This window comes from Agrobacterium sp. MCAB5, from assembly GCF_052114365.1.
In the GTDB taxonomy this organism is placed as follows: Bacteria; Pseudomonadota; Alphaproteobacteria; order Rhizobiales; family Rhizobiaceae; genus Agrobacterium; species Agrobacterium tumefaciens.
The window spans coordinates 397,877-417,098 of the sequence record NZ_JBFREP010000001.1; the positions used below are offsets into that span (position 1 = coordinate 397,877).

Sequence of the window (19,222 nt, forward strand, 5' to 3'; positions counted from 1 at the left end):
CACGATAGGTCAGCCGTCCTTACGTATCCATCTTGATCGCGTGTTTGTTGCAGTGCAAAATGCGCGGAAACCTGAGGGAAAAAGCGTGAGCAGAACGAGAAGCGTTTACAGCATGTGGAGTTCGGATCCGGCCAAACATGCGCCGGTGGAAGACGTGCAGGGCATCGTTACCGGAGCTATCGTATCGGCGCTCGGTTTTTATCTGCTGAACAAGGTCGGCCTTTTGACCGGTGGCACCGCCGGCGTCGCCTTCCTCATTCACTATGCCTTCGGCATCAGCTTCGGCCTCCTGTTCTTCCTCGTCAATCTGCCCTTCTATTACCTCTCCTTCCGCCGCCTCGGTCTTGCCTTTTCCATCAAGACCTTCATTGCCATCGGTCTTGTTTCGGTGCTGACGGAAGTGGAAGCGCGCTGGATGGTCATTGACAGCATCAACCCGCTCTGGGCGGCGCTGCTCGGTGGCCTGCTCCTCGGTTACGGGTTGCTGGCGCTTTATCGCCATCGCGCCAGCCTCGGCGGCATCGGCATTCTGGCCATCTATATTCAGGACCGCTTCGGCATCCGCGCCGGCCTGATCCAGCTTGCCTTCGATGCATTCGTGATGCTCTGCGCCTTCCTCGTCATCGATCCGGCCACCGTTGTCTATTCGATTGTCGGCGCTTTCGTCCTCAACATGTTTCTCGCCATCAACCACCGCTCGGACAGATACATCGTTGTGCGCTGAATAAAGTACGCTTGAAATCTCTCGCGCTTGGGCGCAATAGCTCGATCAAGGCCGGAAAATCAGGGGAACAGGCATGGGCGATACGACTACGCGCAAGCGCGTGAATATCTGGGCTTCCGCGCCCGATCGCCATTCGCTGCTGGAAGATGCCCAGGGCGTTCTGGCGGGCAGCATGCTGGTCTCGCTCGGCGTGACGCTGCTTTCCGCTGCGGGCCTCCTCACCGGGGGTGTGGTGGGTATTGCCTTTCTGGTGCACTATTCGATCGGCTTTAGCTTCGGCGCGGTGTTCTTCCTCGTCAATTTGCCGTTTTATTATCTCGCCTTCCGCCGTCTCGGCCTTGCTTTCACGGTCAAGACCTTTTGCGCCATTGCCATGACGGCGCTGCTTTCGGAATATATGCCGGGCTTCTTCGCTTTCGAAAGCATCAATCCCGTCGCGGCCGCCCTTTTCGGCGGGTTGACGGTTGCGGCAGGCATGCTGGCACTGTTCCGCCATCGCACCAGCCTCGGCGGCTTCGGCATATTGGCGCTTTATCTCCAGGACCGTTTTGGCTGGCGCGCCGGTCTCGTCCAGCTCGCCTTCGATGGCATGGTGCTGGCCTGCTCATTCTTCGTGGCGACACCCTTCGTCATCCTCTGCTCCATCCTCGGCGCGCTGGTCATGAATCTCGCGCTCGCCATCAATCATAGAAACGACCGCTACATCGCCATGTAACGGTCGTCCGGTGCAGGTAAAGCGGATCAGGCTGCTTTTGCTGCCGTTTCGACCGGGTGCTGCGAACGGAAGCCGACGGCGATGCGGTTCCAGGTGTTGATGGCACCGATGGCAACGGTGATCTTCACGATGTCCTCATCGGAGAAATGCGCCTTCAGGGCCTCGAAGGCGTCATCCGGAGCGCCGGTTTCGGCAATCTTCGTTACCGCATCCACCCAGCCGAGCAACGCCCGTTCCTGTTCGGTATATACCGGGGATTCCCGCCAAACGCTCATCAGGTTGATCCACTGTTCGGAAAGACCGTCGTGACGGCTTTCCTTCACATGCATGTCCACACAGAACGCGCAGCCATTGATGATTGATGCGCGCAGCTTGATGAGATGAACGAAGCGGCGCTCGAGGCCGCTGCTTTGGACGTAGGTTTCGAGCGCCATCACGGCTTTGAAGGCTTCGGGGGACGCTTTGGCATAGTTCAAACGGGTTTTCATGTGTCTCTCTCCATTCGTGGTTCAGTTTGAGGGGCATGTGTCATCGTTCCGGGAAGCTGCGAAGCTCTCCGGTATTTCAGATGGTCGGGTCTTTTTAGGTTCTAGCGCGTCGCCGTCCTGCGCTCGTTCAGCTCCAGAAAGGCGCAGCCGCGTGCCGCAATGCCGCCGTCGTCAGTGGCGGCAAGGTCGCCCAGAATGTCGGCAATGCTGGTTTTAGCGAGTTCCGCCCGATAGGCTTTCTCCGCCTTCAGCATCGCGGCGTTGATGCCGCAGGGCTTGGTGAAATAACGTCCCGGCAGGGGGTTCGGCCCGCGCTGGCGAATTTCTGCGCAGCGAAAGGCAGGCTGTGGTCCCTCCACGGCCAGAACAATATCAAGCAGGGTAATCTTGTCGGTTGTCCGGGCCAGACGATAACCGCCCTTCGGCCCTGGTACGGTGGAAACTATTCCGGCACCGGAAAGCAATTGCAGGTGCTTCAAGAGATAACTCGTGGAAACGCCATGGAATTCTGCCAGCGCCGCCGCCGAAAGCACGCCGCCTTCGGAAAGTCCCGCTAACATGCCTACGCTGGGAATGGCCTGTTCAACGCCGTCGCCGAGTTTCATCCGATTTGCTCACGTTTGGTTTGCTTTAGTATCGTGGATATTATTTATCCATGATTATGCATTCCTGTCAAGCAGCTCTGTTCCGCTCTTCTTTTTTCAAGGTTTCTCACTACCTTGAAGGCGTGAAACACGCTGAGTCTCCCATTTCCGGCACGCATGTCGGCACCTTGCCCCCTTCATTCCAGAAATGGTTTGCCGAAAAAGGGTGGTCCCCGCGCGCGCATCAATTGGAGCTGATGGCTCGGGCGCGTGGCGGCGAAAACATGCTGCTGATTGCACCGACGGGTGCCGGCAAGACGCTGGGCGGCTTCATGGCGTCGCTCACCGATCTTGCTGAACGCGGCAAGGTGCCGCCGGGCTCCGCCTTTGTCGGCGTGCACACGCTTTACATCTCGCCGCTCAAGGCCCTTGCGGTGGATATCGAACGCAATCTCACCAAGCCTGTCACGGAAATGGGCCTGCCGATCTCAATCGAAACCCGCACAGGCGATACGCCGCAGGCAAAACGCCAGCGCCAGAAGGTCAAACCGCCCGATATTCTCCTGACGACGCCGGAACAGGTGTCGCTGCTGCTTGCCAACAAGGAAGCCGAGCGCTTTTTCCGCGACCTGAAATATGTGGTGCTGGATGAGCTGCACTCGCTCGTCACCTCCAAGCGTGGCCATCTGCTGTCGCTCGCGCTCGCGCGGGTGCGCAGGCACGCGCCGCATGTCCGCTTCATTGGCCTTTCCGCCACGGTGGCGGAGCCGATGGATTTACGCCGTTACCTGGCACCGCAGGGGCAGGGAGAACCGCCCGCAGGTCTTATAACAGTGGAAGGCGGAGCCAAGCCAAACATCGCCATTCTGCAGACGGAGGAGCGTATTCCATGGTCCGGCCATTCCGCGCGCTACGCCATGAAGGATTTGTATCCCGCTCTGAAGGCGCACCAGACGACGCTCATCTTCGTTAACACCCGCTCGCAGGCGGAACGGATTTTTCAGGAACTCTGGAATGTAAACGACGATAATCTTCCGATCGCCTTGCATCACGGTTCGCTGGATGCCGGACAGCGCCGCCGGGTGGAGGCCGCGATGGCTGAAAACAAATTGCGCGCGGTCGTCGCCACCTCCACGCTCGATCTCGGCATAGACTGGGGCGATGTCGATCTCGTCGTGCATGTCGGCGCGCCAAAGGGGGCGAGCCGCCTTGCCCAACGCATCGGCCGCGCCAATCACCGCATGGATGAGCCGTCAAAGGCAATCCTCGTTCCCGCCAACCGTTTCGAGGTGATGGAGTGCCGGGCCGCACTCGATGCGAACTATATCGGCGCGCAGGATACGCCCCCCATCGCGCAAGGCGCACTGGATGTTCTTGCCCAGCATGTGCTCGGTATGGCCTGCGCCGAACCTTTCGATGCGGATGATCTCTATCGTGAAGTGACCAGCGCTTCACCCTATGCTGATCTACCGCGTTCTACCTTCGACCGCGTCGTGGATTTTACCGCTACCGGTGGATACGCACTGCGCACCTATGAACGTTACGCCCGCATCCGCCAGATGAAGGACGGCCGCTGGCGTGTCTCCAATCCGGCGGTCGCGCAGCAATATCGCCTCAACCTCGGCACCATCGTCGAGGCTGCGGAACTCAATGTCCGCATGGTCAAGCGCAATGCCAAGGGCTCGGTCGGACGCGGTGGCATGTCGCTCGGCAAGGTCGAGGAATATTTCCTCGAGCAGCTGGTGCAGGGCGATACCTTCCTGTTTGCCGGCAAGGTTCTGCGCTTCGAAGGCATCCGGGAGAATGAATGCCTGGTGTCGCAGGCCTTTTCGATGGACCCGAAGATACCCTCCTATGCCGGCGGCAAGTTTCCGCTTTCCACCTACCTTGCGGACCAGGTGCGCTCCATGCTGTCCGATCCCGCCCGCTGGCAGTCGCTGCCGGATCAGGTGCGCGACTGGCTGGCAATCCAGAAGGAAAAATCGATCATTCCCAAGCGCGACGAGCTGCTGGTCGAGACATTTCCCTTCCGCAAACGCTTCTTCATGGTCATGTATCCTTTTGAAGGGCGTCTGGCTCACCAGACCCTCGGCATGCTTCTGACACGGCGGCTGGAACGGGCGGGCGCAAAGCCCATGGGCTTCGTTGCCACCGATTATTCGCTCGCCATCTGGGCCATGGAGGATATTGGCAGGCGGCTGAAATCCCGCCGCCTGTCGTTGGCGGAACTTCTTGACGAGGACATGCTGGGCGACGATCTCGAGGCGTGGCTGGACGAATCCTTCATGCTGAAGCGGACCTTCCGCAACTGTGCCGTCATTTCAGGCCTCATCGAACGCCGCCATCCCGGAAAGGAAAAGACGGGCCGTCAGGTCACGGTCTCCGCCGATCTTATTTATGACGTTCTTCGCAGCCATGAGCCGGATCATATTCTGCTGGAGGCAACCAGACGTGATGCGGCGGCGGGACTTTTGGACATTGGCCGTCTTGGCGATATGCTGAAGCGAATCAAGGGTCACACCACCCATCGTGCACTGGATCACGTCTCACCGCTTGCCGTTCCCGTCATGCTGGAAATCGGCCGCGAGACGGTGGCGGGCGAGGCGATGGATCAGGTGCTGGCCGAGGCCGCAGACGAGCTTATCGCCGAAGCCATGTCCTGAGGCATCAAACTGGAATGAAGGAACGACCACAAAAGTGCTGAGCCGACTGACATTGAGCGACAGGTTTTCCAATGGCTTCGAATGCCTTGGCAGCGAAACTGCCATCAACGGCGTAGCCGCCTGGTGTGACCCGTTGGGTGGGCTTTACCTGCCCGATCTGTCGCTGCTTGTTGTCTCGGACCTGCATCTGGAAAAAGGTGCGGCCTTTGCCCGGCGCGGGCGCATGCTGCCGCCTTACGACACGATCGCTACCCTCAAAATCCTGTCTTCCCTTGTCAGCCGTTACGATCCGAAGATCGTCGTCAGCCTCGGCGACAATTTCCACGATCGGGTCGGGTCCGAGCATCTGCCGCTTATGCTGCGCGAACTGATCCGCGAGATGGCCCGTGGCCGTGACTGGATATGGATCAATGGCAATCACGATCCGGATGGCACGGTCGATCTGCCGGGGTCTTCGGTAGATGAGATGTTTTATGGCAATCTCGTTTTCCGCCACGAGCCTAAGGTAGGAGATGCCGCGGGTGAAATCGCAGGCCATCTGCATCCCTCCGCCACTGTTCGCCGTCGCGAAAAAACGGTGCGGCGTCCCTGTTTCGCCACCGATGGTTCCCGCCTGTTGATGCCGGCCTTCGGGGTGATGAGCGGCGGACTGGATTTGCGGCACAAGGCCATGCGCGGTCTCTTTGACCACGCTGCACTCGTCGCGCATCTGATGGGGCGGGACCGCATCTATTCGGTACGGTTTTCAAATCTGCTCGGCTGAGCGCATCGCTCCGCCCGTCTATTGGCGGTATACCAGCACCGGTATCTTCGAGTTTTTCAGCACCTTGGCCGTAACGCTGCCGACAAGCATCTCGACGAAGCTTCTGCGCCGGTGTGAAGCCATGGCGATGAGGTCGCAGCCGGTCCTGTTGGCGATTTCGACAATCGCCTCATCCGGCCGTCCCGCCCGCGCCAGCAGGGCTTCGCAATCCAGCCCCATCGATGCGGCGTGCGCCTGCGTATCTCTCAGAAAATGCTCCGCCTCCTCGCAACGGTGGAATTCCTCTTCGGCAATGGCGGCAATGTCCTCGACATCGCTGGCAATCACGTGAAAGGGTTCGGACACCGTCACGACGGTCACCTTTGCGCCTGCCTCTCTGGCGAGAGCGAACCCTTGGTCGATTGCGATCTGCGCCAGCGGCGAGCCATCGGTGGGAATGAGAATGTGCTTGAACATGACATTTCTCCTTTTCATCCCGGTCACAACCGCACTTGCCGCCATAAGCTGCGTACGTGGTTGTAACGTCTTGAATTTTACCGCAAACCATTGAAGGAAGCGAACGCTATCTTTTACGCCGAGGGCGAAAGACGCGCTCTTTTACGGGAATGAAAAACACTCAGTCCTTGCGGAAAATAATACTGGCACTCCAGCCCGTGACGACGGCGAGGAGAACGCACAGCGCGCCATAGGCAAGCGGTGTCTGATGCGCGGCATCGGTGATTGCCTGTTCCATGCCGGTCTTGACGACGCGCAGTTTCAGCTCGCGCTGGGCGATGAAATTGCCGCTCTTGAAGAGATAGGCACGGGCCGTATGCACGCCGTTCGGGACGTTGGCGGGCAGGCGCAGGGTTGCCCAGAACAGGCCGGTGCGTTCAAGCCGCACGCCGGTCGTGTCGTTGCGATAGATGCCGCTTGAAAGCCGCAGGCGCCGATAGGCCTCCTGAAAATCGAAGACATTGTCGGGCACGCCGGAAAACACCGCACTTTTGAGCGACAGATGTTCGACACCCAGCCCCATTGCCCGCAAGGTTCCAGGCGAAGCGACGGCGCTGATATCGCGCGTGCTGGCCATGGAATAGGATTCCGGCAGCGGCGTGAAGGTGATGGCGCTGGTATTGATCCAGATACCGGCCACGCGCTCCTTCTTGCGCACCGTCATGTAGTCGCTAGGGCCTTCGAGGGTGACGACGATATCATATTGGCCGATAGCGAGCAGCAACTGGTCGGTATTGTTGAGAGCGCCGAAAAGCGTGAAATCCGCCCCGCGAAAATCGGAGGTGATCGGAATCTCCGTCGTCGATGCGCCGATTTCGATATTTTCCTGCAAGGACCGCTGCTGTGTGCCGGGAGGCAGGGCAAGCGGCGGTGTCTGCGCCGAAGCGTTAAAGGCAAGACAGGAACCGATAAGCAGAAAGGCGCAAAGCAGCAGGCGGTGGGTCAATAACCTAACCCTCCGACGGCGACCGAAAACAGGTCTTCGGGGCGAACAACCAGTGCCACGGCAAGGCGAAGGGCGACTGCAAGCACCAGAAGCGCCAAAAGCGCGCGCAGCTGTTCGCCGCGCAGTTTCTGCCCGACGCGCACGCCATATTGCGCGCCGATGACGCCCGCGACCATCAGGATGAAGGCCAGCACCACATCGACGGAATAGTTCGTCGCGGCCTGAACGATGGTCGTATAGGCGGTGACGAAAATGATCTGGAACAGCGAAGTCCCGACAACGACGTTGGTCGGAATACGCAGAAGATAGATCATGGCCGGCACCATGATGAAGCCGCCGCCGACACCCATGATCGAGGTCAGGATGCCGATACCGAAACCCAGCGTGACGACGGGAATGATGCTGAGATAGATCTTCGACTTCTTGAACCGCATTTTCAGCGGCAGGCGGTGAACCCAGTTGTGATGGCCGGGGCGGCGCAGTGTCACCGTCTCATTACGGGCAGCACGGCGCAGGGCGGAAATGCTCTCCTTCAGCATCAAGGTGCCGACAGTGCCGAGCAGGATGACATAAAGCAGCGAAACGATGAGATCGAGCTGGCCGATGCTGCGCAGGAAGGAAAATATCCACACGCCCACCGTCGCGCCTACAAGACCGCCGACCAGCAGGACGCTCCCAAGCTTCACATCCAGCGTTCCGCGCCGGAAGTGCGTGATCGAGCCGGAGACGGAAGAGGCCACCACCTGGTTTGCGCCCGTCGCCACAGCCACTACGGGCGGAATATTGTAAAAAATCAACAATGGGGTGATGAGAAAACCGCCCCCCACACCGAACATGCCGGAAAGAAAACCGACGGCCGCGCCCATGCCGAGAATGATGAAAATGTTCACCGACAGTTCTGCAATCGGCAGATAGACAGTCACGGCTCGGACCTCGGGCAAATGGTTCCGGGCGGCAGGGCTTGTCCGGGTGTGGGGCCGCGCCGCGATTTACATTTTCTGTCTGAAAAGACCGGGCATGCCCAGCCTTCATCCGTCATGCCCGCGAGGGTCCGACGTGTCAACATTCAACGGTAAATACGTTGATAATTTGGAAAGATAGCGATCAGGCGTGGGAGCAGCGCCACATTCCGGCGCCAAACTGTAGGGAAGCGGCCGGGAAGGCCGCCTCATCCGTTGCGAAACGGTTATTTGTTGCGGGCGAGCAGCGCTGTCACCAGCTCGTTGGTGATGCGCCCGTCGGGTGTCTGGCCAACGGATTTCTGGAAATCCTTGATGGCGGTAACCGTGTTCTTGCCAAGCTTGCCGTCGGGCTGGCCGGCATCGAAACCGTTCTTGTTCAGGATTGCCTGAATGTTGCGGATAGCCTTTTCCATGTCCACGGAGGCAGTCTTCACGCCGTCCTTGCCAGCCCATTCCTCGGGCGGGTTGACACTGTTGGCGTCTTCCGAAAGCGGCTTGACCTTCCACGCGTCGGCTTTCGCACGTGCACTCTGAAGCTGCTGCGGGTTCATCGCTCCCGCAACCTCGTCACGCTTCTGGGCAGCGTCCGTGTCGCCATCCTTGGCCGCAATGGAGAACCACTTGTAGGATTCCTCGATATCCTGCTTCACGCCGCTTCCGCGCGCGTAGAGAATGGCAAGGTTGAACTGGCTGTCGCGGACACCGAGTTCGGAAGCCTTGATGAACCATTGCGCGGCGGTGGTGAAATCCGGCTGGCCGGCCGCATCGGAGGCGAGCAGGACGGCGAGATTGTGCATGGCGCCTGCATTGCCCTGTTCGGCTGCCAGCGTGTAATAGCGCTTCGCCTCGGAAAGGTTGCGCTCGACGCCATTCGCCTTCTCGTAAAGGTTGGCGAGACGATATTGTGCGGGAGCAAGGCCGCGATCCGCAGCCAGCTTGTACCATTTGGCGGCCTCCGCGCGATCGGCGGCAAGGCCGCGACCCTCGGTGTAGCGTGCTGCGATCTCGTACAGCGCCTGCGTGTCGCCCTTCGCTGCGGCTTCCGCCAGCGATGCTGGCTCGATACCGGCGGGAACTACAATCGCGCCCTGGGCGGCGGCAGTTGTGGTAGCGGCCTGCACCGGTGCCTGCGGCTCACTCTGTGCGACAGTGCCTGATGTCGCCGCATCCACAGCGGGCGCATCGGCAACAGGCGGTTCATTGGCAAGCGGCGCGCCGCCAATGGTACGCGGATCGATGGTGTTTTCCGATGGTGCTGCGTTTTCGATGCTGTCGGCGGATGCTGCCTCTTGCGGATCGATAGCCAGTTCGGACGGAATGGTCACGGCCTTGTCGCCGGTCTCGGGAAGTGCGGAGACCGGGGCATCGCCCATCTTCTCTTCGATGACCGGTGCCGGGGCTTCCGCGCCGCCCATCATCGTCTTGACGAGCGGCATGGCCATCATCGCAAGAAGAATGGCGCCGATGCCGAGCAGCAGCGGGCGACGATAACGTGAAAGCGCCGAAGCGTCTGGCTTGCGATTTTTCTTGCCGGTCTCAAGCTTCTCCGGTGAGGTTTCCATGGCGGCAGCCTGCGCTGCGCGACGGGCGGCGGCGATGAAATCCGTGCGGCCTTCTGCGTCCGCCGCCTTGCCGCTGGAAGCGACCTGGCTGGCGCGCACCCGTTCCAGTATTTTCTTGATATCAGGTGCGCCAGAGCCGGGCTCCAGAAGTTCGTTCTCCTGGCCCGCGGGCAGCACGTCGATCGGATCGAGCGAAGGGGCGGGTTCCACCTGTGTGCGGGTGGTGGTTGCCGATACGGGTTCTTCTGCCGATTTGGCGGTCTTCGCCGTGCCGGTTTTGAAACGCTTGGTCAGGCCGGCAAGCAGGCTCTTTTTCTCTGCTTTTGCGGGTTTTGCAGCGGCGGGCGGCACGATTGCCATCGCATCCGCGCCGTTTTCGCCGGCATCGCGCGTGTCTTCGAGAATAAGCTGTTCTTCGGCGATGTAGCCCTCTTGCGGGAAGATGGCGGCCGGCATGGCCACGTCTTCGCGGGCGGGCGTAATCATATGCTGCGCGACGTTGCGTGGCGCTGCCTCTTCGCGATAGGCGGGAGCGGGAGCGCGATTATCAAGGCTGTCCAGTCGACCGGCAATCTGCACCAGCGTTTCGTGCAGCGCCTCGAAGGTGCGGTGCGTGCGTTCTTCCGTGTTGCGGCTCAGCGCCTCGAGGCTGCGAAGATCGGTGGCAAGATCGGTCAGCATCGTCATATCGGCGAGGTTTGCGCCGGAGGAGACATTGTTGCGCGTAAAGGCGTCCAGAACGGCCTCGGCCGCCTGTCGAGCCGCTTCGATGATATATTCATCGTTGGACGCCATGTAGTCCTCGATCGCCGACATGCGGGCATCGAGTTCCGGCGACATGCCCGCCGGCTGGTGATGACCCGGCTGGCTGATTAGCGAGGAGAGATGGGCGATCTGATTTTCTAGGCTGAGCAAAGCGCCGCTGTCGGCGGGTGCGGCATGGGCGGTCTCGTCCAGACGGGCCGCGATATCGCCAAGCCGTTCTTCCAGGCGCGAGAAAGTGCCTTCGTTGAAACCAGCAACGGGCTGCGGCTGGCTGTAGCGATAGTCGAGGTCTTCGATGCGCCGAGAAAGCGTGTCGAGCCGTTCCGCCAGGCCGTCATTGACGGTGCCGTGATCCAGCGCGTCGATCTTGCGGGAAATGTCGCTGAGGAACGATGTCAGTTCCGCCTGCTGTGAGGGGCGCTGCGAACGCTCCAGAAGCAGGGAAAGCTGGTCCAGTCGCTCGTGCAGCTGTGCCGCGTCGCGCGCCGTGCTCAATTCGTCGATCTTGGCGGCCAGCGTTTCAAGACGGGCGGTGAGATCCACAGCAGGATCGGGCTTTGCGGCGGCAATACGATTGATATCGCCGAGCTGTTCGGCAAGGCCGTTCAGGCGGGTTTCCAGCCGCTGTGCCAGTGCGTGGTCGGTGGCCTGTGCATTGTTGGAGCGGGCGCCAGTAGCGGCAATGGCGCGGCTGATTTCATCCAGTCGTTGGTCCAGACCGGAAAACTGTTCGGTAAAGGCAGCCTCGTTCGGCTGCATATGCTTGCCGAGCTGCTCCACCGCGCTTGCGATGGTGATCAGCTTTTCCTCAAGCACGCGCACGGCGGGATTGTTGCTCATGCCGCCGAGCTGGGTCTTGATGTCGTCGAGACGATAGGCGAGCGAGACGATTTCGTCCTGCAGCGAGGCCGTGTCGAAACCGCGCAACGTGTCTTCCACGGTGTTCCAGCGGCTTTCGATCCGATGTACGCTGTCTTCACGCGCAAGCTGGTCGATGGTGAGGCGCAGGTCATCGAATTCATTGCGCAGCCCGTAGGCATCGGGAGAGGCCAGATTGCCGAGCTGGTCGATGCTGCCGGCAAGCCTTGCAATATCGTCGCGCAGGTCGCCGATGAACTGCTGGTCTTCCGCGATCGCGCGAATGTTTCGGATTTCGGCTCGCAGCCCTTGCGCTTCGCGCGCCACGCCTTCTGAAATATCGTGCTTCAGCTCATGCCGCAGGTTGACGAGCGCCTGCGCGATCTCCTGCAAGGCCGCGTCGTTTCGCTGCTGCTCCTGATAGGGCGGGATGGAGCGCGCGCGCGGTGCGGGGTTGGCCGCCGCGTTCTGCACGTCGTTCGGCCGGTATTCAGGCGCAAGCGGTCTGGTAATGGTTCGTTCCGGGCGCGCAACGGGCTCCTGCGGGCGCTGGAAGCTTGCCTCAAGCAGGCGCTGGCGCTGGCGGATTTCGTTGACCGGGTCGAGTTGCGGCGGGGTGACGGTGGCGCGTGGCTCGCGCGGCGCGGCATGGGCCTCGTTTTTCGGCTCAGCTGTCGTGGCCCGGGGGTCGCGCGGAAATTTCTGGCTCATCAGCCCTTCGATGCGGGCTTCAAGGCCTTCAATGGTGCGATTGAGAGCATCAAGAGACGACCTGTCGCTCGGGCTTTGGTTTTTCGATCGCAATCCGTTCATCTTTTCGCTCGCTTCGCTTCCGTCCGGCGTGCCCGGTGTTTGTTGCAACGGCTACCCGCCTGATAATGCCGTCGCACAACATGCAGCAATTCTAGAGCCGGTATTTGCCCCCATGGAGGAAAATGCTTCGATTGACGAAGCAGTTACCTCGTGTCGGAGAATTCACGAAACGTGGTAAAGAAGTGGTTAACTATGGTTGGAATTTTTTAACTTTTGCGGCGCGTAACGCTTTCGCGTGGGGCTGGCCAAGCATTGCGCGGAAAAAGGGCCATGACATTCGACCGGAATTTATTTGACGTTTACGCGCACGTCAAATATTGTCATCCCATATCGGCCGGATCGGCTCCGGCTTTCACGATGCGGAGGAACATCGGTAATGCCTGTTTACAAGGCCCCAGTTAAAGACACGCTTTTTATTCTGAACGACGTTCTTGGCCTCGAGCGGTATAACAACCTGCCCGGCTTCGAGGATGCAACCCCCGACATGATCGAGGCTATTACCGGCGAGGCGGCGAAACTTGCCGAGGAGCGGCTTTTCCCGCTGAACCTGTCTGGCGATCAACAGGGCTGCAAGCGTGCAGATGATGGTTCGGTTTCCGTTCCTGATGGTTTCAAGGAGGCTTACGACGCCTATTGTGAAGGCGGCTGGATCGGCCTCGCCGTACCGCCGGAATTCGGCGGGCAGGGCCTGCCCTATACGCTGCATGCGGCGATTGGCGAGTATATGTCGTCCGCCAACCTGTCGCTGATGATGTATCCCGGCCTGACGCAGGGCGCCATCGCTGCCGTCCTCGTCCATGGCACTCAGGAGCAGAAAGAAACCTATCTGCCGAAGATGGTCGAGGGAACATGGTCCGGCACCATGAACCTGACAGAACCCCATTGCGGCACCGATCTCGGCCTGCTGCGCACAAAAGCAGTTCCGCAGGGCGACGGCAGCTACAAGATTTCCGGCCAGAAGATCTTCATTTCTGCCGGCGAACATTCCATGACTGATAATATCGTCCATCTGGTGATTGCCCGCATCGAGGGCGCGCCGGAAGGCACCAAGGGTATTTCGCTGTTCATCGTGCCGAAATTCCTCGTGAAGGAGGACGGTTCGCTCGGCGAGCGCAACGGCGTCACCTGCGGCGCGATCGAACACAAGATGGGCATCCACGGCAACGCCACCTGCGTCATGAACTATGACGATGCGACGGGGTATCTCTTGGGTGCGGAGAACAAGGGTCTCTCCGCCATGTTCGTGATGATGAACGAAGCCCGCCTCGGCGTCGGCCTTCAGGGCCTGTCCGTGGGTGAGATCGCCTATCAGAATGCGGTCGAATATGCCCGCGAGCGCATTCAGGGCCGTTCACTTTCCGGGGCGAAATTCCCCGATAAAAAGGCCGATCCGATCATCGTGCACCCGGATATCCGCCGTACGCTGATGACTATCAAGGCCTATAACGAGGCTGGCCGCGCCTTCCTTCTGTGGACCGCGCTGCAATCCGATATTGCCCACCGGTCGACCGATGAGAAAGAGCGTCAGACGGCAGATGACCTGCTCGGTCTCGTCACGCCGATCCTCAAAGGCGTGCTGACCGACAAGGGCTTCGACCATGCCGTCATGGCGCAACAGGTCTTCGGCGGTCACGGCTATATCGAGGAACATGGCATGAGCCAATATGTCCGCGATGCCCGCATCACCATGATCTATGAGGGTGCGAACGGCATTCAGGCGCTCGATCTGGTCGGCCGCAAGCTCGGCATGAATGGCGGCCGTGCCGTCATGGCGCTGTTCAAGGAAATCGGCGATTTCTGCGAGGAAAACCGTGCCGACGAAAAGCTTAGCCTTTACACAAAGGGCCTGAAGAAGGGCTTGAACGATCTGCAGGCCGCAACCATGTGGTTCATGCAGAACGCCATGGCCAAGCCAGACAATGCCGGTGCCGGTTCGACCGATTACATGCACCTCTTCGGTATCGTGGTGCTGGGTTACATGCAGGCCCGCATGGCGAAGGCGGCGAGCGAAGCCCTTGCGGCAGGTAGCACTTCGGACGAGGATTTCCTCAAGACCAAGCTTGTCACGGCGAAGTTTTATATGGAGCGCATCATGCCGGAAACGGCGCTACGCAAGGCCCGCATCGAAACCGGCGCGGACACCATGATGGAACTGGCTGCGGAAGCATTCTGACAGGGCGTGTCACGCGCCGAGGGAGAGAGTTAATGACCGACGTTTACATTTATGACCATGTCCGCACCCCGCGCGGACGCGGCAAGAAGGATGGCAGCCTGCATGAGGTGCCCTCCGTTCGCCTTGCCGCCAAGACGCTGGAAGCCATCCGCGACCGCAACGGGCTCGATACGTCTGCTGTCGATGACATCATCATGGGCTGTGTCGATCCCGTCATGGATGCCGGTGCAGTTATCCCGAAAGCCGCCGCCTTCGAGGCCGGTTATTCCAACAAGGCACCGGGAATGCAGATCTCGCGCTTCTGCGCTTCAGGTCTCGATGCCATCAACTTCGCGGCCGGCAAGGTCAAGGCAGGCTCCGACGATATCGTCATTGCCGGCGGCGTGGAAAGCATGTCGCGCGTTGGCATGGGCATGTCTGGTGGCGCCTGGTACATGGACCCTTCGGTCAACTTCCCCGCCTTCTTCATGCCGCAGGGCGTGTCGGCAGATCTCATCGCCACGAAATACGGTTTCTCCAGGGACGATGTCGACGCCTATGCTGTCGAAAGCCAGAAGCGCGCCGCGCATGCCTGGGAAAAGGGCTATTTCAACAAGTCCGTTATCCCCGTGAAGGACCGCAACGGCCTGACGATCCTCGACCGCGACGAACATATGCGCCCCGGTACGGACATGCAGGCGCTGGCTTCCCTCAACCCCTCTTTCCAGATGCCGGGTGAAATGGGCGGCTTCGAAGCCGTTGGCATCATGGCGCACCCGGAAGTGGAGCGTATCAACTACGTGCACCATGCGGGCAATTCGTCCGGTATCGTCGATGGCGCGGCCGCCGTTCTGGTTGGTTCCAAGGCGGGCGGCGAGGCGATGGGCGTGAAGCCGCGTGCCCGCATCAGGGCTTTCGCCAATATCGGTTCCGATCCGGCGCTGATGCTGACCGGCCCGGTGGATGTGACCGAGAAGCTTCTTAAAAAGACCGGGATGTCGCTTGCCGATATCGATCTTTTCGAACTCAACGAGGCCTTCGCCGCCGTCGTGCTGCGTTACATGCAGGCCTTCGACATCAGCCACGACAGGATGAACGTCAATGGCGGCGCAATCGCCATGGGCCATCCGCTGGGTGCGACAGGAGCGATGATCCTCGGCACGGTGCTTGACGAGTTGGAGCGGCGCGATCTGAACACTGCCCTCGTCACGCTCTGCATCGGCGCGGGCATGGGCACGGCGACGGTTATCGAGCGGGTTTGAGAGGCTGGTCATGAGGCGCGAGGTTTACGAGCGACCCAAGAACGAGATCGAACAGCAACTGGCTAGGCACAATCTGGAAAAGGACATGGCGCAGGATCATAGGGCGTTCGTCAGCCCCGTTTCTTCTGCACATGTCCGCCGCCTCCGAGCCGAACGTTGGGGTTTGATTGTGTTTCTCGTTCTCGTGGTCGGTTCTCTCGGCCTCGCCATCGGCCTGTCATAACCTCAGGGAAATTCAGGGAAGAGGAATCCCAAAATGAGCACTTATACCAATTTCACCATCGAGACGGACGCAGACGGCATTGCCCTTGTCACCTGGGACATGCCGGAAAAGTCCATGAACGTCTTCACGTCGGAAGTGATGGATGAGCTGAACGCCATCGTTGACGCGACTGTCGCCGATAGCGCCGTCAAGGGTGTTGTCTTCACCTCCGGCAAGAGCACGTTTTCAGGCGGTGCCGATCTTTCGATGATCAAGTCGATGTTCTCCTTCTACAATGACGAGAAGGCGAAGGACCCGGATCAGGCAGCCGCCAAGCTGTTCGAACTGGTCGGCCGCATGACCGGCTTGTTCCGCAAGCTGGAGACCAACGGTAAGCCCTGGGTCTCAGCCATCAACGGCACCTGCATGGGCGGCGCTTTCGAGCTGTCGCTTGCCTGCCACGGTCGCGTCGCGTCGAATGCCAAGAGCCTCAAGATAGCCCTTCCTGAAGTCAAGGTCGGCATCTTCCCTGGTGCCGGCGGCACCCAGCGCGTGCCGCGCCTGACCGATGCGCAATCCGCCTTGCAGATGATGACCACCGGTCAGTCGCTGACCGGTGCGCGCGCCAAGGCCATGGGGCTGGTTCATCAGGTGGTGGATCCGGATCAGCTCATTTCCGCTGCCAAGCAAATGATCAAGGACGGCCTGAAGCCGGTTGCCCCCTGGGATGAAAAAGGCTTCAAGGCCCCAGGCGGCGGCATCTGGACGCCGGCCGCTGCCCAGCTCTGGCCGGCCGCTCCGGCGATCCTGCGCCGTGAAAGCGCCGGCAACTATCCGGCAGCACTTGCTATCCTGAAATGCGTCTATGAGGGTCTGCAATTGCCGTTCGATACGGCGTTGAAGGTGGAGCAGCGTTATTTCACCGAAATCCTTCGCTCGAAGGAAGCCTTCGGCATGATCCGCTCGCTGTTCGTTTCCATGCAGGAACTGGGAAAGGGTGCGCGCCGCCCGGCCGGTCAGCCGAAGACGGAGTTCAGAAAGGTCGGCGTCGTCGGCGCGGGCTTCATGGGCGCCGCCGTTGCTTATGTCACCGCCGCAGCCGGTATCCCCGTCACGCTGGTGGACCGCGATCAGGAAGCCGCCGACAAGGGCAAGGGCCATTGCGAGGAAAGCGTCAAGGCCGCCATCGGCAAGGGCAGGCTGACGCAGGATGAAGGCAAGGCCTTGCTCGACCTCGTTACCCCGACAGCAGATTACGCGGCGCTCTCCGACGCCGATCTCGTCATCGAGGCCGTCTTCGAAGACCGCGACGTGAAGAAGGCCGTCATCGAGGCCGTGGAAGCCGTGTTGCCGCAAGGCGCAATTTTCGCCTCCAACACCTCCACTTTGCCGATCACCGGGCTTGCGAAGAACTCCAAGCGCCCGGTGGATTTCATCGGCATCCACTTCTTCTCGCCGGTCGAGAAGATGATGCTGACGGAAGTCATCCTCGGCAAGGAAACGGGTGACAAGGCGCTGGCCGTCGCGCTGGATTATGTGGCGAAGATCAGGAAGACGCCGATTGTCGTCAACGACACGCGCGGCTTCTTCGTCAATCGCTGCGTGCTGCGTTACATGGCGGAAAGCTACGACATGCTGATCGAGGGTGTGCCGCCCGCCATGATCGAGAATGCCGCGAAATTCGCCGGCATGCCGGTCGGCCCGCTGGCGCTGAACGACGAGGTGGCAATCGATCTTTCCTACAAGATCCTGAAAGCAACCGTCGCCGATCTCGGTGAAAAGGCTGTCGATCCGCGCCATATGGAACTGGTGAAGAAGCTGGTGGAAGGCGAGGGCCGTTTTGGCCGCAAGAATGCCAAGGGCTTTTACGACTACCCGCCAAAGCCCGCCAAGAAGTCCCTCTGGCCCGGCCTGAAGGATCTCTATCCTCAGCAGAAGCCGGAGGATGTGGATATGGAAGTGCTGAAACAGCGCTTTCTGGTCACCGTGGCGCTGGAAGCCGCCCGCACCGTGGAAGAAGGCATCGTCACCGACCCGCGTGAGGCCGATGTCGGCTCCATCCTCGGTTTCGGCTTTGCGCCCTACACCGGCGGCGCCCTCTCCTATATCGACGGCATGGGCGTGAAGACCTTCGTGGCGCTGGCCGAGAAGCTGAGCGAGACCTATGGCCCACGCTTCAAGCCGACGCCGCTTCTGAAGGACATGGCGGCCAAGGGCGAGACCTTCTACGGTCGCTTCGATCCCTATGGCAGCACCGCGAAAGCGGCATAAGCCTTCAAGACACACAAATGAACAGGCCCTTCGGGGCCTGTTTTTTTATCGGCCTATCGTGCCGATACCGTCGCTTTATGTGCATCCTTTGCCCGGCTGGGGCGTTGAGAAGGCGTGAACGGGCGATGCGCGCCCGGTGCCGCAATTCAGGACACTTCAGGAGACTGCAATGAAGACATCGCTGCGATCCCATGGTTTCGACAAACCATCGGACCTTGACGACCACTTGGCTGAACTTGATGAAGAAGCTGCGGAGAAAGAGGCAGAAAAGCCCGCTGTCCGAGAGGCGCGTGCTTCCGCTACGGTGGACCAGTCGATACGCGCGGAACTGGACGAACTCCGCAAACAGTTGGAAAAGCTGCGCCGCGATGTGAAAAAGCTGGAATCGGCGTCCCATCCAACCCGCCACAAACCCACAGATATCAGGCACGAGAAAGACCACGAGAATTCGCGCCTGATGATGGTTGTGCGCTCCGTTGCCGTTACCTCGCTTGCCAGCCGCATCTTCGCGTCCTCACCCGTCATGGCGGCTCTGGTGGCTGTGGTGCCTTTTGCGCTTGGACTTGCCGCACGGCGCAGGGAAGGGGCATAATTGCCCCAAGCCGCCCAACCGCCGCTCGCCCGGATCAGCCGCGCCTGAACCCGCCACCTGACTGATGTCGATCAGTTCTGGCGGATTGCCGATAGCGCGTTTCCAGCCACGATAAGGCCTTCACAGCGCACGTATTCCAGCCATCCACAGGCGCCGTGAAAAAACTGTCAAAAAACTTCGCTATGGCGCTTGCCATGTCCGAACAAGATGTTATAACCCCGCTCACTTTCGGGGCACCAAACAGCCCCGCCCGCCAAAAGCGGAGGTTCTTCAAGGACCTGAAGTGCCCGGATAGCTCAGTTGGTAGAGCAGCGGATTGAAAATCCGCGTGTCGGTGGTTCAAATCCGCCTCCGGGCACCATTCTTCTTAATTTCATTTTTTCCTGAATTGAATGCGTGTTGCCT

At 60.1% G+C, this 19,222-nt stretch carries 15 protein-coding genes and 1 tRNA gene; 10 read left to right on the top strand and 6 right to left on the bottom strand.

The genetic code is table 11. The features are described 5' to 3' along the window. The first annotated feature begins 112 nt into the window (after nucleotides 1–112). A complete protein-coding gene (locus AB4Z23_RS01965) occupies nucleotides 113–724 on the top strand; it encodes a YitT family protein (RefSeq protein ID WP_003514951.1) in 612 nt (203 codons plus the stop codon). Nucleotides 725–797: 73 nt separating this feature from the next. Continuing rightward, nucleotides 798–1,439, top strand: coding sequence for a YitT family protein (locus AB4Z23_RS01970; protein WP_003514952.1), 642 nt, complete (start codon nucleotides 798–800; stop codon nucleotides 1,437–1,439). A 26-nt stretch (nucleotides 1,440–1,465) separates the two neighbouring features. Here AB4Z23_RS01970 and AB4Z23_RS01975 read toward each other — a convergent pair whose 3' ends face one another. Both AB4Z23_RS01975 and AB4Z23_RS01980 read right to left on the bottom strand, forming a co-directional pair. After that, the gene (locus AB4Z23_RS01975) at nucleotides 1,466–1,927 is read right to left on the bottom strand and encodes a carboxymuconolactone decarboxylase family protein (RefSeq protein WP_003514954.1); all 462 of its coding nucleotides are present in this window, start codon (nucleotides 1,925–1,927) and stop codon (nucleotides 1,466–1,468) included. Between the two features lie 101 nt (nucleotides 1,928–2,028). Continuing rightward, complete coding sequence (locus tag AB4Z23_RS01980; RefSeq protein ID WP_441359977.1) at nucleotides 2,029–2,532, bottom strand: RrF2 family transcriptional regulator; 504 nt, start codon at nucleotides 2,530–2,532, stop codon at nucleotides 2,029–2,031. A 50-nt stretch (nucleotides 2,533–2,582) separates the two neighbouring features. On the opposite strand from AB4Z23_RS01980, the gene AB4Z23_RS01985 reads away from it, so the two are divergent. Both AB4Z23_RS01985 and pdeM read left to right on the top strand, forming a co-directional pair. After that, entirely contained in the window at nucleotides 2,583–5,174 is a 2,592-nt protein-coding gene (locus tag AB4Z23_RS01985; RefSeq protein ID WP_421475864.1) for a ligase-associated DNA damage response DEXH box helicase, read from the top strand. Between the two features lie 34 nt (nucleotides 5,175–5,208). After that, entirely contained in the window at nucleotides 5,209–5,937 is a 729-nt protein-coding gene (pdeM, locus tag AB4Z23_RS01990; RefSeq protein ID WP_025592414.1) for a ligase-associated DNA damage response endonuclease PdeM, read from the top strand. An 18-nt stretch (nucleotides 5,938–5,955) separates the two neighbouring features. Here pdeM and AB4Z23_RS01995 read toward each other — a convergent pair whose 3' ends face one another. The 4 genes from AB4Z23_RS01995 to podJ all read right to left on the bottom strand — a co-directional run bounded on the left by AB4Z23_RS01995 (nucleotide 5,956) and on the right by podJ (nucleotide 12,338). Further along, nucleotides 5,956–6,393: a universal stress protein gene (locus AB4Z23_RS01995; protein ID WP_003514961.1), complete on the bottom strand. Its 438-nt coding sequence runs from the start codon at nucleotides 6,391–6,393 to the stop codon at nucleotides 5,956–5,958. Nucleotides 6,394–6,553: 160 nt separating this feature from the next. Further along, on the bottom strand, nucleotides 6,554–7,378 hold the full coding sequence (locus AB4Z23_RS02000) for a TIGR02186 family protein (protein ID WP_003514962.1): 825 nt from the start codon (nucleotides 7,376–7,378) through the stop codon (nucleotides 6,554–6,556). Next, nucleotides 7,375–8,301 carry a sulfite exporter TauE/SafE family protein gene (locus AB4Z23_RS02005; RefSeq protein WP_003514964.1) on the bottom strand — a complete coding sequence of 309 codons (927 nt, stop codon included), beginning with the start codon at nucleotides 8,299–8,301 and terminating at the stop codon, nucleotides 7,375–7,377. The genes AB4Z23_RS02000 and AB4Z23_RS02005 overlap by 4 nt, the downstream gene beginning before the upstream one ends. A gap of 263 nt (nucleotides 8,302–8,564) precedes the next feature. After that, nucleotides 8,565–12,338 carry a cell division protein PodJ gene (gene podJ, locus AB4Z23_RS02010; protein ID WP_421476032.1) on the bottom strand — a complete coding sequence of 1,258 codons (3,774 nt, stop codon included), beginning with the start codon at nucleotides 12,336–12,338 and terminating at the stop codon, nucleotides 8,565–8,567. Between the two features lie 376 nt (nucleotides 12,339–12,714). Between podJ and AB4Z23_RS02015 the strand changes: the two genes are divergently transcribed. The 6 genes from AB4Z23_RS02015 (at nucleotide 12,715) to AB4Z23_RS02040 (ending at nucleotide 19,178) form a co-directional block, all read left to right on the top strand. Then, nucleotides 12,715–14,511, top strand: coding sequence for an acyl-CoA dehydrogenase C-terminal domain-containing protein (locus tag AB4Z23_RS02015; protein WP_065658363.1), 1,797 nt, complete (start codon nucleotides 12,715–12,717; stop codon nucleotides 14,509–14,511). Between the two features lie 32 nt (nucleotides 14,512–14,543). Beyond that, a complete protein-coding gene (locus tag AB4Z23_RS02020; RefSeq protein WP_025592421.1) occupies nucleotides 14,544–15,752 on the top strand; it encodes an acetyl-CoA C-acetyltransferase in 1,209 nt (402 codons plus the stop codon). A gap of 10 nt (nucleotides 15,753–15,762) precedes the next feature. Then, entirely contained in the window at nucleotides 15,763–15,975 is a 213-nt protein-coding gene (locus AB4Z23_RS02025; RefSeq protein WP_003514982.1) for a hypothetical protein, read from the top strand. Nucleotides 15,976–16,008: 33 nt separating this feature from the next. Beyond that, nucleotides 16,009–18,225: a 3-hydroxyacyl-CoA dehydrogenase NAD-binding domain-containing protein gene (locus tag AB4Z23_RS02030; RefSeq protein ID WP_421475861.1), complete on the top strand. Its 2,217-nt coding sequence runs from the start codon at nucleotides 16,009–16,011 to the stop codon at nucleotides 18,223–18,225. 169 nt (nucleotides 18,226–18,394) lie between these two features. Then, nucleotides 18,395–18,817, top strand: a complete 423-nt coding sequence (locus tag AB4Z23_RS02035; RefSeq protein WP_013635445.1) for a hypothetical protein — start codon at nucleotides 18,395–18,397, stop codon at nucleotides 18,815–18,817. Nucleotides 18,818–19,102: 285 nt separating this feature from the next. Beyond that, nucleotides 19,103–19,178: transfer RNA gene (locus AB4Z23_RS02040), tRNA-Phe, on the top strand. Nucleotides 19,179–19,222: the final 44 nt, after the last annotated feature.

Bases quoted from the DNA above. Each gene is read 5' to 3' on its own strand.
- AB4Z23_RS01965 (WP_003514951.1), top strand. From the start codon at position 113: ATGTGGAGTTCGGATCCGGCCAAACATGCGCCGGTGGAAGACGTGCAG.
- AB4Z23_RS01970 (WP_003514952.1), top strand. From the start codon at position 798: ATGGGCGATACGACTACGCGCAAGCGCGTGAATATCTGGGCTTCCGCG.
- AB4Z23_RS01975 (WP_003514954.1), bottom strand. From the start codon at position 1,927: ATGAAAACCCGTTTGAACTATGCCAAAGCGTCCCCCGAAGCCTTCAAA.
- AB4Z23_RS01980 (WP_441359977.1), bottom strand. From the start codon at position 2,532: ATGAAACTCGGCGACGGCGTTGAACAGGCCATTCCCAGCGTAGGCATG.
- AB4Z23_RS01985 (WP_421475864.1), top strand. From the start codon at position 2,583: ATGATTATGCATTCCTGTCAAGCAGCTCTGTTCCGCTCTTCTTTTTTC.
- AB4Z23_RS01995 (WP_003514961.1), bottom strand. From the start codon at position 6,393: ATGTTCAAGCACATTCTCATTCCCACCGATGGCTCGCCGCTGGCGCAG.
- podJ (WP_421476032.1), bottom strand. From the start codon at position 12,338: ATGAACGGATTGCGATCGAAAAACCAAAGCCCGAGCGACAGGTCGTCT.
- AB4Z23_RS02015 (WP_065658363.1), top strand. From the start codon at position 12,715: ATGCCTGTTTACAAGGCCCCAGTTAAAGACACGCTTTTTATTCTGAAC.
- AB4Z23_RS02020 (WP_025592421.1), top strand. From the start codon at position 14,544: ATGACCGACGTTTACATTTATGACCATGTCCGCACCCCGCGCGGACGC.
- AB4Z23_RS02025 (WP_003514982.1), top strand. From the start codon at position 15,763: ATGAGGCGCGAGGTTTACGAGCGACCCAAGAACGAGATCGAACAGCAA.
- AB4Z23_RS02030 (WP_421475861.1), top strand. From the start codon at position 16,009: ATGAGCACTTATACCAATTTCACCATCGAGACGGACGCAGACGGCATT.
- AB4Z23_RS02035 (WP_013635445.1), top strand. From the start codon at position 18,395: ATGAAGACATCGCTGCGATCCCATGGTTTCGACAAACCATCGGACCTT.